General features: G+C 50.1%; 13 protein-coding genes. 6 read left to right on the forward strand and 7 right to left on the reverse strand.

The annotated features are described in order from the left end of the window. Together AACT35_RS03715 and serS are read right to left on the reverse strand one after the other, a co-directional pair. Positions 1–1,151: hypothetical protein (locus AACT35_RS03715; RefSeq protein ID WP_216820531.1), on the reverse strand; the 1,151-nt coding region annotated here is incomplete at its 3' end. 891 nt (positions 1,152–2,042) lie between these two features. After that, complete coding sequence (gene serS / locus AACT35_RS03720; protein ID WP_099238949.1) at positions 2,043–3,326, reverse strand: serine--tRNA ligase; 1,284 nt, start codon at positions 3,324–3,326, stop codon at positions 2,043–2,045. Between the two features lie 421 nt (positions 3,327–3,747). Here serS and AACT35_RS03725 point away from each other — a divergent pair, with 421 nt between their 5' ends. Further along, the gene (locus tag AACT35_RS03725) at positions 3,748–5,400 is read left to right on the forward strand and encodes an NAD(P)H-quinone oxidoreductase subunit 4 (RefSeq protein ID WP_099238951.1); all 1,653 of its coding nucleotides are present in this window, start codon (positions 3,748–3,750) and stop codon (positions 5,398–5,400) included. Positions 5,401–5,560: 160 nt separating this feature from the next. Here the strand turns inward: AACT35_RS03725 and petF1 are convergent, their stop codons facing one another. Further along, positions 5,561–5,854 (reverse strand): ferredoxin PetF1, encoded by a 294-nt coding sequence (gene petF1, locus AACT35_RS03730; protein ID WP_012307922.1) that lies wholly within the window; start codon positions 5,852–5,854, stop codon positions 5,561–5,563. Between the two features lie 363 nt (positions 5,855–6,217). After that, complete coding sequence (locus tag AACT35_RS03735) at positions 6,218–6,511, reverse strand: ferredoxin (RefSeq protein ID WP_012307921.1); 294 nt, start codon at positions 6,509–6,511, stop codon at positions 6,218–6,220. Positions 6,512–6,627: 116 nt separating this feature from the next. Between AACT35_RS03735 and AACT35_RS03740 the strand changes: the two genes are divergently transcribed. Together AACT35_RS03740 and AACT35_RS03745 are read left to right on the forward strand one after the other, a co-directional pair. Beyond that, positions 6,628–7,587 carry a Gfo/Idh/MocA family protein gene (locus AACT35_RS03740; protein WP_099238953.1) on the forward strand — a complete coding sequence of 320 codons (960 nt, stop codon included), beginning with the start codon at positions 6,628–6,630 and terminating at the stop codon, positions 7,585–7,587. 74 nt (positions 7,588–7,661) lie between these two features. Next, the gene (locus AACT35_RS03745) at positions 7,662–8,297 is read left to right on the forward strand and encodes a hypothetical protein (protein ID WP_062435581.1); all 636 of its coding nucleotides are present in this window, start codon (positions 7,662–7,664) and stop codon (positions 8,295–8,297) included. On the opposite strand, the gene AACT35_RS03750 is transcribed toward AACT35_RS03745, so the two are convergent. After that, positions 8,294–8,659, reverse strand: coding sequence for a hypothetical protein (locus AACT35_RS03750; protein WP_030006827.1), 366 nt, complete (start codon positions 8,657–8,659; stop codon positions 8,294–8,296). The genes AACT35_RS03745 and AACT35_RS03750 overlap by 4 nt on opposite strands. A 41-nt stretch (positions 8,660–8,700) precedes the next feature. Continuing rightward, positions 8,701–9,453 (reverse strand): TIGR00297 family protein, encoded by a 753-nt coding sequence (locus tag AACT35_RS03755; protein WP_099238955.1) that lies wholly within the window; start codon positions 9,451–9,453, stop codon positions 8,701–8,703. A gap of 76 nt (positions 9,454–9,529) precedes the next feature. Here AACT35_RS03755 and AACT35_RS03760 point away from each other — a divergent pair, with 76 nt between their 5' ends. The 3 genes from AACT35_RS03760 to AACT35_RS03770 all read left to right on the forward strand — a co-directional run bounded on the left by AACT35_RS03760 (position 9,530) and on the right by AACT35_RS03770 (position 13,852). After that, entirely contained in the window at positions 9,530–10,084 is a 555-nt protein-coding gene (locus tag AACT35_RS03760; RefSeq protein ID WP_254047994.1) for a DUF411 domain-containing protein, read from the forward strand. Between the two features lie 12 nt (positions 10,085–10,096). Beyond that, the gene (locus tag AACT35_RS03765; RefSeq protein WP_099238957.1) at positions 10,097–11,536 is read left to right on the forward strand and encodes a multicopper oxidase family protein; all 1,440 of its coding nucleotides are present in this window, start codon (positions 10,097–10,099) and stop codon (positions 11,534–11,536) included. Between the two features lie 84 nt (positions 11,537–11,620). Beyond that, positions 11,621–13,852 carry a heavy metal translocating P-type ATPase gene (locus tag AACT35_RS03770; protein WP_099238959.1) on the forward strand — a complete coding sequence of 744 codons (2,232 nt, stop codon included), beginning with the start codon at positions 11,621–11,623 and terminating at the stop codon, positions 13,850–13,852. Here AACT35_RS03770 and AACT35_RS03775 read toward each other — a convergent pair. After that, positions 13,849–14,085 carry a hypothetical protein gene (locus tag AACT35_RS03775; RefSeq protein WP_065711187.1) on the reverse strand — a complete coding sequence of 79 codons (237 nt, stop codon included), beginning with the start codon at positions 14,083–14,085 and terminating at the stop codon, positions 13,849–13,851. The genes AACT35_RS03770 and AACT35_RS03775 overlap by 4 nt on opposite strands. Positions 14,086–14,139: the final 54 nt, after the last annotated feature.

A 14,139-nucleotide genomic window follows, 5' to 3' on the forward strand; every position in this document is an offset into this window, starting at 1 on the left:
CTAAAGGTACCGACAGTAGAACTGAGATCACCGACATTGGAACTTAAGCCCGCAATGTTGCTGCTATTGGCTGCAATGTTCGACTTGTTATCTGCAATGTGAGAACTGTTCGCGGCGATATTCGAGCTAAAGGTGCCAACGGTGGAACTGAGATCACCGACATTGGAACTTAGATCGGCAATATTACTGCTGTTCGCTGCAATGCCAGAACTGAAGTTACCCACAGTTGAACTTAAACCAGCGATGTTGCTGCTGTTCGCTGCAATACCAGAACTGAAGTTACCTACGTTAGAGCTGAGGCTTGCAATGTTGCTGCTGTTGGCTGCAATGTTCGACTTGTTATCCGCAATGTGAGAGCTGTTCGCGGCGATGTTACTGCTATTTATTGCAATATTCGAGCTATTGGCAGCGATGTTCGAGCTAAAGGTACCGACAGTAGAACTGAGAATATTAAAGTTGCTGAAGAATGAGCCACCATCTGTAAATAGTTGGCCGCTTGCAGAGTCTACAAAAAGCAGTTCATTGTCATCGAGATCAAGCGCTGTGGGATCAGCAGTGCCAGGCAAACCAGGTAAGAAATAGGTGTTGTTAGTATTCCCGATGACAGCTTGGTTGGCTGTGGCGGTAACACCAGCACCAATGGCGATCGCATTATCTCCGGTAGCTTGGGCACCTGCACCAAAGGCAGAGCTATTGAGTCCAGTGGCCTGGGCACCAAAGCCAAAAGCAGAGCTATTTGTTCCTGTGGCTTGAGCACCAATACCAAAAGCTGTGGCATTGTCATCACCCGTTGTTCCTGCAACTGACCCAAAACCACAGGCTAAATTTGATGAGCTCGTACCGTTCGGCGTCGCTGTATCACTTCCATTTGCTGCAGTCAGTGTTGTTGGATTAACAACAGAAATATTTTCGATACCGAGAATATCGGCGAGGTTTAGCCCCACTACACCAATACTGACACCAATAAGATTAAGAACATCTAAATTGACATCCTCATCAAGGTTTAAATTCAAAAGATTAGTCTGTGTTAAACAGACTTCTGCTTCTGCGGGCTTAGTTGCTGTAGGACTAATGACGCTACCTACAGCGAGAAGAGTGGTCAGCAATGGCGAGCTGAGAACTGCCAGCCTAAATCGATTGAATGGTTTCATAATTTTTCAGCAAATTTTGTACATGACTTAAGCAAAGTTTTTTCGATCACAAAAAGTTGGCCGCTTTTTCTATGTCGATAGATGTCATCTATCAAAAGGAATAAAATATTTTTCTAATGCTTTAATCGGCGAATGATTGTATGAGTGCAAAATTCAGACAAAGAGACCAACAATGACGACAATTTAGCACCGAAATTGAATTTGAATCAACACAAAAACAAGCATTTTATTTGATCCTAAAAACTCCCAAGACTTTCTTTTGAGAAAACCCCTAAAATCCTTGACAGATAGCATTTTTAGCAAAAAAAGCAGCCGCATTTTTGCTTATTTTTTCAGGATAAAATACTCTTGAAGTATCTTGGTAACCCAAAACAAATTACAAAAATCTCAAAGAGCCCGAAAGTATTTGCTATCAAGGATTACGCTGTCTAAAATAAATTTTTATGCTTGTCTAAGTCAGAAATATCCTTACTGAAAAACTAATTTTCGTCAGTGATAAGTCGTATTTTTGTCGCCTATTTTTTGCCCAAAATAAATTTTGCTGTTGTTTTTTTGGAAACATATTAATTTCTTTTATGACGCAAAAAAAATAGCCCAAGCAATTTTGCTGAGCTTTAGTAACACTTTGAATCAGAGGCCGCTCAAAGCGTTTTGTGTAGTGTCTACGAATGAGTTTTGCTACATCCTGTTAATTTAGATCAGTTGTTTTTTGAACTAAGTTTAGGTTAAGAAATTACCAGAAAAAGTTAAGGCACAATAATGGCGATCGCGCCCAAGAATTGGAATATCTATTTTGTAGACAAAGTCTTTTATCCGCCGCCTGTGTCCATAGAAGCCTCCGTTCGTAGGCAGTATCAGTCTTTGCCTAGAAGTCCTTGATACAAGTTTGGACTAGAGAAAATCACGCTGAAGGTAGGGCCGCAGCACCTCTGGCACCGCCACCGTTCCGTTCGGTTGTTGATAATTTTCGAGGATTGCCGCCATGGTGCGACCGATCGCCAACCCAGAACCATTGAGAGTATGGACAAACTGGGTTCCTTTTTTCCCTGCTTCCTTAAAGCGAATCCCCGCCCGTCGCGCTTGGAAATCATAGAAATTAGAACAACTAGAAATTTCCCGGTAGGTGTCTGCGGAGGGGAGCCACACTTCCAGGTCATAGCATTTCCCGGCACTGAAACCCAAGTCACCACTACAAAGTTCGAGAACGCGATAGGGCAGCTTGAGGGCTTGGAGAATCGCCTCGGCATTGGCAACGAGTTTTTCGTGTTCTGCCGCCGAGGTTTCAGGATGGACAAATTTTACAAGTTCGACTTTATTAAACTGATGCAGCCGAATTAGCCCACGGGTGTCTTTGCCATAACTACCTGCTTCCCGCCGAAAACAAGGGGTGTAGGCACAATGGTAAATAGGCAAATTTTCCGCTTCGAGGATTTCATCACGGTAGAGATTCGTGACGGGCACTTCAGCAGTGGGAGTTAGCCAGAGATCATCGTCGGCACAGCGGAAACTTTCCTCGGCAAATTTTGGCAATTGCCCCGTCCCAGTAAGGGAATCACTATTGATCAACACCGGGGGCATTACTTCTACGTAGCCCGCCGCAATTTGCTGATCTAACATGAAGTTGATCAAAGCCCGTTCTAGGGCTGCTCCTGCACCGACGAGGCTCACAAAGCGACTTTGGGCAACTTTTACTGACCGGGCAAATTCGAGAATACCGAGCTGTTCACCAATTTCCCAGTGGGGCAAGATGTTTTCATTGGTGGGCTTATGTTCTTCTCCCCAGCGGCGCACTTCGACATTTTCGGTTTCGTTAGTGCCCACGGGGGTGCTTTGATCCGGCAGATTCGGCAGCGCTAACAGCAGATTGTAAATTTGGGCTTTGAGTTCTTTTTCCTGGGGTTCGAGGTCAGCGAGCTTTTGTTTGATTTCATTCCCCTCCGCTTTGAGGGTGGCAATTTCTTCGCCTTTGGGATCGGCACCGCCTTTAATCTTTTGGCCGATGAGTTTACCGATCTCATTGCTGCGGGCCTGGAGTTGGCTGCGATCGCCTTCGAGGGTGCGTTGTTGAATATCTAGATCAAGAATCGGTTGAATATTGTATTCTCCCGCTTTACGGGCATCGAGGCGTTCTTGGACAAGGGTCGGATTTTCGCGGAGGAGTTTAATGTCTAGCACGGACTTTGCTTTGCTGCGGTTGAATCACCCAACATTATTCATGATGGGCTAGTAATAATCAATCGAATCCTACTTGGTACCCCCTTCTGGCTCCCCTATGAGGGGGAGAATGGCACCCTCCGCCTTCGGCACCTCCCTCTAGGGACACCCCTCTAACTCCCCTATGAGGGGAGAATTTTTTTGCTTTTCCGGAACACCGGCCAATTGTCCCCTCCTGGGAGGGGCTACGGGTGGGTTATCAATAACTGACTGAGAACACCCCTCTAACTCCCCTACGAGGGGAGAATGGCACCCTCCGCCTTCGGCACCTCCCTCTAGGGAGGATTTGGGCAGGGGGATTGCGACATTTTGCGGAGAAAGCACACCTCTTTGGTATGATGCTGGGATTCTAAACATTTCTACATATAGAAGCGAACAACTCATGGCACCAGATTTCCCATGGTTGACGGCAATCATTGCCCTGCCAGCTCTTTCGACCCTATTGATCCCGTTGCTTCCTGATAAAGAAGGAAAAACTGTACGTTGGTACGCCCTAATCGTCGGTTTAGTCGATTTTGCGCTGATGTGCTTTGCTTTTTGGCAACATTTCGATCCCCAGGCGACGGAGTTTCAATTGGCAGAAAGTTATAGTTGGCTGCCGTCCTTGGGAATTCAGTGGAGTGTCGCAGTGGATGGAATTTCCGCACCCCTTGTTCTCCTTGCCGGTTTTGTGACGACCCTCGCGATGTTTTCGGCCTGGCAAGTTAATCAACGCCCCCGGCTTTTTTATGCCTTGATGCTGCTGCTCTATTCGGCGCAGATTGGGGTATTTGTCGCCAAGGATTTATTTTTATTCTTCCTGATGTGGGAGATCGAACTGATCCCTGTGTATCTCCTCGTTTGTATTTGGGGCGGGAAACGCCGTCGTTATGCAGCGATGAAGTTTCTCCTCTACACAGCCGCAGCTTCTATTTTCATTCTCGTTGCGGCCCTGGCTTTGAGCTTAAATCTTCCCGGTGGCCCGAATTTTGACCTGGGGGCGATCGCCCAACAGGATTATCCTCTGGGATTACAAATGTGGCTCTATGCTGGGCTGTTAGTTTCCTTTGGCGTGAAGTTAGCGATTTTTCCCCTCCACACCTGGTTGCCCGATGCCCATGGCGAAGCTTCCTCTCCCGTTTCCATGCTCCTGGCTGGCGTCCTGCTGAAGATGGGGGGCTACGGTCTCATGCGCTTCAATATGGAACTGCTACCCGACGCCCATGTGCGGTTTGCGCCCCTGTTGGTGATTTTGGGGGTGGTCAATATTGTTTATGGCGCGTTTAGTTCCTTTGGCCAGACCAACATGAAACGCCGCCTCGCCTACTCCTCTGTGTCCCACATGGGATTTGTCCTGATTGGCATTGCCTCCTTTACGGATCTAGGGATCAATGGGGCGATGCTGCAAATGCTCTCCCACGGTCTGATTGCGTCGGTGCTCTTTTTCCTCGCTGGGGTGACCTATGATCGCACGAAGACGATGGTCCTCGCGGAAGTGGGGGGTCTCGGTCAGGTTATGCCGAAGGTTTTTGCGATGTTTACGGTGGGGGCTTTGGCTTCCCTGGCACTACCGGGCATGAGTGGTTTTGTGGGGGAACTCTCGGTATTTGTGGGCCTCGCCACCAGCGATACCTATAGCGCAACCTTCCGTACAATTACGGTTTTCCTTGCCGCCGTCGGCGTAATCCTCACGCCCATTTATCTGCTCTCGATGCTCCGGGAAATGTTCTACACCCGCGAGATGGATCTCAGTTGCGATCTCGGTCAACCGACCAATGTGGCGATCGCCGGCAATGCCCCCGTGTGTTTTGGGAATGACTGCGTATTACCGAGCAATGCCATTTATGAAGATGCGCGGCCCCGGGAAATCTTTATCGCCACTTGTTTTACCGTTTTGATTATCGGCGTGGGACTCTATCCGAAACTGCTGATGCAAATGTACGATGCAAAAACCCAAACCCTCAATACCAGCGTGCGTCAGGCCCAGGCGATCGCCAAACAACCCAGCGAACCCATCGCCGCTTTACAAGCCCCAGAATTAAGCCCCCTGCGCTAAATCTGTGTGCAGTTTTCAATGAAGTAATATCCCTAAGTCCCCGATCCGTCGGGGATTTTTTTGTGCTTGAACCCTAGTCGCAAAAAAATAGAAGCGCTTCCCAAGGGAAACACTTCTAAATGTTCTATTTATCTAATTGCCCAAGGTGGGCCGAGAAATTCTAGTAGAGTTCTTCCTCTTTGTTAGTTTCGATGGTGACATCAGATTGAGGATAAGCAATACAGGTCAGAACGTAACCTGCTTCAATTTGATCATCATCGAGGAAGGACTGTTCGGATTGGTCAACAGTACCGGAAACGATCTTACCAGCACAGGTGGAGCAAGCACCGGCACGGCAGGATGCAGGAAGGTCATAACCAGCATCACCGGCGGAGTCTAGAATGTATTCATCATCGGGAGCGTCGTAGGATACTTCGCCGTCGGGAGTGATGAGTGTAACCTTATATGTAGCCATTAGTGTTTCCTCTGGTGTAACAGGGTGTTTACAAGGATTTCATCCGGCCATTCGAGAGCGTGCTTGGGCCTAAGCCTTGGGCAACCCACTAAATGCCTTCTGAAATTGATGGATCATTTTCTGATGATAAAGGAAAACAAAAGAGAACGAATGTCGCATTAGGAATGAAGTTAGCCCACACACTTTATATAAGACTGGCTTATGTTTTTTGGAGCAACAAAATTAGGGCAATAGAAGAATCCCTATAGCTTGCAAATCCGAGTGCTTCAGCGACCTAAGTCATGGAATGTGGTTATCGCCCCTTGTCATCTTCCTTTAAAACTGCATCAGGAATACTTATGCGATCGCCGCTGGATCGCCCAATTAGTAGAGATCTTCTTCTTTGTGAGTCTCGATCACACAGTTAGATGTGGGGTAAGCGATGCAAGTGAGCACATAACCTGCGGCCACCTGTTCAGGGCTGAGGAAATTTTGATCACTCTGGTCAACAGTGCCTGAAATCAGTTTCCCGGCACAACTAGAACAAGCCCCGGCCCGGCAGGAATAGGGAATATCGATCCCTTGGTTTTCGGCTTCGTCGAGGATATACATATCATCGGGAACGCTGACGGTATATTCGCCTTCGGGGGTTTTCAGAGTAACTTCGTAACTTGCCATTGCGGTAATGTAATTTTGCAACTAGGGTTTTCAGTTTCCATTAAACCCGTTTGGGGGCTCCGGGAAAATACCTGCCCCAGCAAGCACACAGCAGTTTGAGGAAAAAGCGTTAGGCGATGGCAAAATTTCGAGTGGGCATTGTCGGTACTGGTTACGCAGCTAAACGGCGGGCAGAGGCCTTTTTACGGGATGGACGGGCAGAACTAATGGCCGTGGCGGGTCAATGGCAAACGGCACGGGAGCAGTTCGCTAGTAACTATGATTTAGCGGCGATCGCCACCTGGGAAAACCTGATCCAGCGGGACGACTTGGATTTAATCGTTGTGTGTACGGTCAACCGACACCATGGGGCAGTGGTGCGGGCGGCCCTCGAAGCGGGGAAACACGTAGTTGTGGAATATCCCTTGTCCTTGGATCCCACCGAAGCGGCCGAATTGATTCAATTGGCCCAGGCGAAAAAACGACTCCTCCATGTGGAGCATATTGAACTGTTGGGGGGACTGCACCAAACGATTCGGCAGACCTTACCGGAACTGGGCGCGATCGCCTATGGCCATTACATTACCCTTGCTCCCAAAGCGAAAACCCTACCCCACTGGACATACCATTACGAGGATTATGGTTTTCCCTTTGTGGCGGCCCTGTCGCGGGTGAACCGATTGCTAGATCTCTTTGGCACGGTCGAAACAGTCACCGGGGCAGCCCAATTTCTCCCGGCAGAGTTGCCAGGCTATTATCAAAATTGCCTCTGTACAGCGCAACTGAAGTTTCAGAGTGGTGTGATTGCCCACCTCACCTACGGCAAAGGAGTCTTGATCCCCAAAGGCGATCGCCGTTTTAGTCTCTATGGCGAAAAAGGCACTTTAGAATTTAACGGCAACCAAGGCACCCTAAGCCAAGGCGATCGCCAGACAAACCTCGATGCGGGCAGTCGGCGTGGCGTTTTCTTGCAGGATACAGTGGCAGTGCTGGATCATTTAACCACAGGCAAACCCCTCTACATTCAGCCGGAACAAAGTTTGTACGCTCTCCAGGTGGCCGCCCAAATCCAACGGGCTGCCCTGGGCCAAACCTAAATATTTCCCCGACTTCGCCGCTCTCGGCCCATGCCGCTCGATAAAATAGAGTCACGATTTACCTTGGGAAAATTATGGTTGCGTTGTTCTCTGCCCAACACAGGACAAAATTTTGGGGGCCAGTTCTGCTGCTGACTTTAATGCTGCTGAGTAGTTGTGGTGGTGGTGAAAATTCCCCAGAAGAGGCCGTTGTCCCTGAGTCTCAACCCCTGCCCACGGAAGAAATCCCCGTAGAAAATGCGCCCCAAGTTCCTAACGCGAAAAATAACAATAGCCCCCCCAAAGATAATCTGGTGGTCCAAGGGGAGCCGATCCAAAATGCGCCCGCCGACAGTGCCGCCCCCAAGATCACCAATAAAACGACCCTAGAGGCCGGGGCCTATTGCTATCGCACCGAAGAGCAAACCATCCAGGCGATCGCCGAACTGCTCGTAGAACCCACAAACGATGTCAGTGGCACCCTGGAAGCGACGATTACCAACGATGCAGCGGGCTATTACACTTCCTATAACCAGAGAATTGCCGGGGTCTTGGATACAGAAACCCTAAGCGCCGCCGTTGTCACCAACATTGAGAACGATGTGCAAAACTCCCAAGAAACCTGGACGTTGAATCGGAATGTGTTTAGCAATGGCCGGGATATGAACCTAAAGCGGGTGAGTTGCGAAGAAATTATTGCCCTGAAAGCCAACCGCAAAAATAGTCCCTAGTGGCTGTGGTCATGGCTGGGTTCTGCCAGCGGTGCAGCGGTGGGCATCGTTGAGTTTTCGCTCGGTAAACTGTGCTGGTGGGGTTGGTTGAGGGTCATATTTTGCCGCCCAAAGGAATAAAGCCCCATGGAAACGGCCCCCACACTCAAGGCTCCCATGGAAACCAGGCCACAGGAGATCACCCCCATCGCCACAACTCCTAGGGAAATAATGCCGTGGGTGGCAACCCCAATCGCAACGATCCCGTGGGCAGAGATACCAATCGCAATGGTGCCGTGGGCGGAGATGCCAATGGAAAGAAATTTGGTTTTCGAGAGGGGAGAAGGCTTGGTGATTTGGGTTTCTGGGTTAAAAGTCGTCATCAGTACTGCACAAAATAATTTTTAAAAAGAGGATTTAAAACCTAAGAAGTTACCGCCCAATATAACGAAGCTAAGGCGATCGCCACCGTTGCCCCCACCAAAGTATTGAGAATGTTCACCACCTCATTGGTAAGAACCGCAAATTTTTCTTGAACCGTTGCGCCGATTACGCTTTCGATATTCGTCGCCACAAAAGCCGCTACCACACACCAGAAGATTCCCAGAGGATCGATTAAGCCGACCCCATACCCCACCAAGGCGATCGCCACCGAAGCCACCACTCCCGCCAAGGTTCCTTCTAAGCTCACGGCCCCTTCTGTACCCCTAGGGACAGCTTGGAAAGTGGTGATTAAAAATGTGCGTTTCCCGTAGGCTTTACCCACTTCACTGGCGCTTGTATCGGAGAGCTTTGTGCAGAAACTAGCGACATAACCGAGCAAGAGTAGAGGTTGAATCGTTTCTGGCGCAATTAGAGTGCCCAGGGCGCAAATGGTGCCGACTAGGGCCGACCCCCAAACATTTTCTGGCCCCCGCAAGCCGCCCCGACCTTCAGCGATCCCGGCAGCTTCTTTAATGTTTTTGCCAATTTTTGTTACCCCGACCCCCACGAGGAAATAAAACATCACCACCCCGTAGCCCTGCCAACCGAGACAACCCCACACCAACACCCCCAACAGCCAAGCGTGGAGATAACCCCAGGAGGTTAGTAACTTTTTCGGCACTAAAAAGGCAAACAAAATCAGGGTTGAATTCAAGGCGATCGCCACGAGCCAGTTATTTGTCAAAAGATCCATCACGAAAACCAAACTTATTTTTCAATATCTTATTGAATCGCTTTCTCGGTTGACCTTCTAGCTGAGGGGAGAGTCTATGATGAAAGCAATTGTATTTGCGGTGTTAGTAATGGTGAAAAAATCTTGGTTTGCTGTCGGGGCGATCGCCTTTTTGCTTGGTATCGGGGGAGTTGCCGCCTTTAGTCAATCCCAGGCCCAGGGGGATCAACGCCGCCTTGTTGAAAATCAAACGCCGGTGCCCAGCCAGGCGATCGCCGCAGAGGTTTACCGGACGCCCACCTGCGGTTGTTGTGGTGCCTGGGTGCATCATGCTGAAGCCAATGGTTTCACCTTTACAGACAACATCCAGCCGGATATCACCGCCATCAAAGAACAATTTGGCATCACTCCAGCACTGGCGTCTTGTCACACCACCATTGCCAATGGTTACGTGTTTGAGGGTCATATTCCCGCCGCCGATATTCAACGGTTTTTAGCAAATCCTCCTGCCGATGTGCTTGGGTTAACGGTGCCAGGAATGCCCATCGGCTCTCCGGGGATGGAAGCAGGCGATCGCCAACAGCCCTACCAAGTTCTCGCGCTCCATGAAGATGGTACGACTTCTGTCTTTCAGGAATATCCAGGTAATTAAGGGTTACAGACAATGGGCATTAAGCGGCGTGAGTTTCTCGGTTTAACGGCCTTGGGCGCAACAGGAGCATTGCTTTGGCAGGGGCGCAATCTCCTCCGAAGCCGAAACTCTAGTCCTTTAGCCGCCCCCATACCAGAGATTTATCGTAGTGAAGGGGGTTCCCTGGAAATTAACCTCGAAGCCCGCTATGAAGATGTAATCCTTGGGGGAGAACCCACGCGCAACATGATGACCTACAACGGTCAGCTCCCTGGCCCTCGCCTAGAAGTTCAACCGGGCGATCGCCTAATTATTCACTTTAAAAATAGCCTCGATCAACCGACAAATCTACACTTCCACGGACTGCATCTTTCCCCAGAGGGCAACCAAGATAATGTATTCCTCCACATCGAACCAGGGGAAACTTTTCACTACGAACTGGAGATTCATCCCCAACAGCGGGCTGGCACTTACTGGTACCACCCCCACCACCATGGTTTTGTCGCCGAACAGTTATTTCAGGGGTTAGCTGGGCTGATCGTTGTGCGGGGGGACTTGGATGAACTGCCAGAAATCCGCGCCGCCCAAGAGGAATTTTTTGTTCTCCAGGATTTTAACCGCGATCGCCCACCCCAAGGAATGATGGACTCCCACATGAATTTGATGGCGGGTCGAGAAGGGAATCTAATTACGGTCAATGGCCTTTTTCACCCAGAAATCGCTGTCACAAAAGACTTAGTGCGGCTGCGGTTGCTGAATGCGTCCCCCTCGCGATTTTATCGTCTGCAACTCTATGGCCAAAAACTTATCCAAATTGCCGGAGATGGCGGTGCTTTTTCTCAACCCCTAGAGCGGGATGAGCTACTGTTGACCCCAGGGCAGCGGGCGGAAGTGTTGATCAAAACCCAGGATCTGCCGAAAACGCCGATTCATTTGCTCAGTCTTCCTTACCAACGCACCCAAATGGGGATGATGGGCCGCCAATATAGCAATACAACCGTGGCGATCGCCGATTTTACCCCCAGTGCTCAAACCTTCGCCCCGGTGCAAATTCCCGCCCAATTAATTTCCGTTGAACCTTTACCGGAGCCGAGCCGAACCCGTCGTTTTACCCTGAACCATGGCATGGTACCAGGACAGGGAATGGCTTTTTTGATCAATGGGGAAGCCTACCGGGATCAACCCCAAACCACCGTCCGCTTGAACGATGTGGAGGATTGGGAAATTGTGAATACGGGCACAATGGATCACCCCTTCCATGTCCATGTGAATGGCTTTCAAGTGGTGAGCCGCAACGGTGTACCGGAAGAAAATATTGCCTGGGCGGATACGGTATTGGTGCGGGTCGGGGAAACGGTCAAAATCAGAATCGCTTTCCGGGATTTTGCAGGGAAGACGGTTTACCACTGTCACATTCTCGACCATGAAGACCTCGGCATGATGGGCCAATTGGAAATTCTACCCGCTTCATAAAACGTGAAATTGCGGCCTTGACTCTCCAGTGCACTAGAGCTTTTATCCTGGAGCCAGCACTTGAATCATCGAGGAAAGTTCGCCATGGAAACCCGCCAGTTTCAGATCAAAGGGATGGGCTGTGCTGCCTGTGCCACCACCATCGAAACCGCCCTCCAGAACACCGCCGGGGTACAGGTTGCCCAAGTAAATTTTGCTGCCGAGCAACTGCGGGTGGAATTTGACGGCAGCCAACTCAATGGCGAAACCCTCCAGCAAGTGGTCAGTGATGCGGGCTATGAAGCAATTCCCCTCATGGCAGGCGATCGCCAAAGTCAGTTAGACCAACAGGAACGGGAACAGACGCGGCAACTGCGCCAACTCAGCCGTAAGGTTTGGTTGGCGGGAGCCTTAAGTGCGGTGCTGGTAATCGGCAGTCTACCGATGATGCTAGGAGTCAATATTCCGGGGATCGCCCATTGGTGGCACAATCCTTGGTTGCAGTGGGCCTTAACGACACCGATTATGGTTTGGCCAGGCCAGGGCTTTTTTACAGGGGCGTGGAAAAGTCTCAAAAATCGCACCGCTGACATGAATACCCTGGTGGCCCTGGGGACAGGGGTGGCCTATGGCTATTCGGTGCTGGCGACGGTGTTTGCGGCCCAATTCCAGACTTGGGGTTTGACGGGGGATGTGTATTTTGAAAGTGCGGCGGTCATTATTACCTTGATCCTCTTGGGGCGCTTTTTAGAGCGGCGGGCGAGGGGAAAAACGGCGGCGGCAATTCGCGAACTCATGGGCCTCCAGGTGAAAACGGCGCGGGTGCTGCGGGGCGAAACTACCGTTGATATTCCCGTAGAAAAAGTGCAGGTGGGCGATCGCCTTTTGATCCGACCGGGGGAAAAAATTCCGGTGGATGGCGAAATTTTAGAAGGAGATTCCACCTTGGATGAAGCTTTGGTGACGGGAGAATCGTTGCCCGTGGAAAAAACCGTGGGCGATCGCGTCATTGGTTCAACCTTGAATAAAACGGGTCGTTTGATCCTAAAGGCGACCCATGTGGGGGAAGATACGGTTTTGGCGCAGATCATTCGCCTCGTCCAGGAAGCCCAGGGGAGCAAAGCACCGATCCAAAAGTTAGCGGATCAAGTGACCGCTTGGTTTGTGCCCGCCGTGCTGGTGATTGCGCTGGTTACTTTTAGCCTTTGGGCGATCGCCGGTAATCTTTCGCTGGCGATCACAACTTTAGTGAGCGTTTTGATTATTGCTTGCCCCTGCGCCCTGGGGTTAGCGACGCCCACCTCGATTATGGTCGGTACGGGGGTTGGTGCCCAGCATGGCATTTTGATTAAAGATGCCCAAAGCCTCGAACTCGCCGCCCACCTCAGCACCATTGTCCTCGATAAAACGGGCACTCTCACCCAGGGGAAACCCAGCGTCACCAACTGCCACAGCCTGATTGATGAAGGGCAACTGTGGTCTTGGGTCGCCAGCGTGGAACAATCTTCGGAGCATCCTTTGGGGGAAGCAATCTTTCAGCACGCCCAAGGCAAAAATATGCCCCTCGTGCCCCTGGAAAATTTTCAATCCCAAACGGGGCAAGGGGTACAGGCCACAATTCAGCAGCAAAATATCTACATTGGCACCGCCCATTGGCTACGGGATCTCGGCATTGACACAGAACAATTACAGGCCCAGGCCACAGCCTGGCAAAATGAAGGGAAAACGGTGATTTGGGTCGCCATTGACCAGCACCTCGCGGGCCTGATTGCCTTGGCTGACCAGCTTAAACCCACTAGCCCCAACGTCGTCAAACAGTTGCAAAAATTGGGTTTAAAGGTTGTCCTACTCACCGGAGATAATCCCCGCACCGCCGAGGCGATCGCCAAACAGGTGGGCATTGATCAGGTGCAAGCAGAAGTGCGCCCCGACCAAAAGGCTGCTGTGGTGCAACAATTTCAAAATCAGCGGGAAGTGGTCGCCATGGTGGGGGATGGCATTAATGACGCTCCAGCCCTGGCCCAGGCGGATTTAGGGATTGCCATCGGCACAGGTACTGATGTGGCGATCGCCGCCAGTGATCTCACCCTCATTTCTGGGGATTTAGCAGGGATTTTAACGGCCATCAAACTCAGCCGCGCCACCCTCCGCAATATCAAACAAAATCTCTTTTTCGCCTTCTTCTACAATGTCGCCAGCATTCCCATCGCTGCGGGGATTCTCAGTGCTTGGGGGATTTTCCTGAACCCGATGATCGCCGGGGCGGCCATGGCCTTTAGTTCTGTTTCGGTGGTGACGAATGCTCTACGTTTGAAAAAAGTTAGTCAACGGCTTTAAAAAGCTAGTCTTTGTTTAACTGCCTCTAAAGAAATGCGTTCTTGATTTTCTGGGTTGGTTTCGGCTGCGATCGCATCATGAACATCTAATAAATCTTCTAATTCTTCGGCATCGATAATAGCTAATTTGCCTTGAATAATTTGTTTAAAAAAATCATCGACAGAAAGGTTTAGTTGTGCGGCAAGGGTAGAAATACCCTGTAAAGATTCGGCTGAAATCTGTAGTGAAGTCATTGTTTTTATGGATTTCAAATGATTAAATAATGTTTTTACTTAATGGCTCGTCAA

Origin of the sequence: Synechococcus sp. BDU 130192, from assembly GCF_963876085.1 — a bacterium.
Taxonomy (GTDB): domain Bacteria; phylum Cyanobacteriota; class Cyanobacteriia; order Cyanobacteriales; family MRBY01; genus MRBY01.

Bases quoted from the DNA above. Each gene is read 5' to 3' on its own strand.
- AACT35_RS03770 (WP_099238959.1), top strand. From the start codon at position 11,621: ATGGAAACCCGCCAGTTTCAGATCAAAGGGATGGGCTGTGCTGCCTGT.
- AACT35_RS03765 (WP_099238957.1), top strand. From the start codon at position 10,097: ATGGGCATTAAGCGGCGTGAGTTTCTCGGTTTAACGGCCTTGGGCGCA.
- AACT35_RS03750 (WP_030006827.1), bottom strand. From the start codon at position 8,659: ATGACGACTTTTAACCCAGAAACCCAAATCACCAAGCCTTCTCCCCTC.
- petF1 (WP_012307922.1), bottom strand. From the start codon at position 5,854: ATGGCTACATATAAGGTTACACTCATCACTCCCGACGGCGAAGTATCC.
- AACT35_RS03725 (WP_099238951.1), top strand. From the start codon at position 3,748: ATGGCACCAGATTTCCCATGGTTGACGGCAATCATTGCCCTGCCAGCT.
- AACT35_RS03745 (WP_062435581.1), top strand. From the start codon at position 7,662: ATGGTTGCGTTGTTCTCTGCCCAACACAGGACAAAATTTTGGGGGCCA.
- AACT35_RS03755 (WP_099238955.1), bottom strand. From the start codon at position 9,453: ATGGATCTTTTGACAAATAACTGGCTCGTGGCGATCGCCTTGAATTCA.
- AACT35_RS03740 (WP_099238953.1), top strand. From the start codon at position 6,628: ATGGCAAAATTTCGAGTGGGCATTGTCGGTACTGGTTACGCAGCTAAA.
- AACT35_RS03735 (WP_012307921.1), bottom strand. From the start codon at position 6,511: ATGGCAAGTTACGAAGTTACTCTGAAAACCCCCGAAGGCGAATATACC.
- AACT35_RS03775 (WP_065711187.1), bottom strand. From the start codon at position 14,085: ATGACTTCACTACAGATTTCAGCCGAATCTTTACAGGGTATTTCTACC.
- AACT35_RS03760 (WP_254047994.1), top strand. From the start codon at position 9,530: ATGATGAAAGCAATTGTATTTGCGGTGTTAGTAATGGTGAAAAAATCT.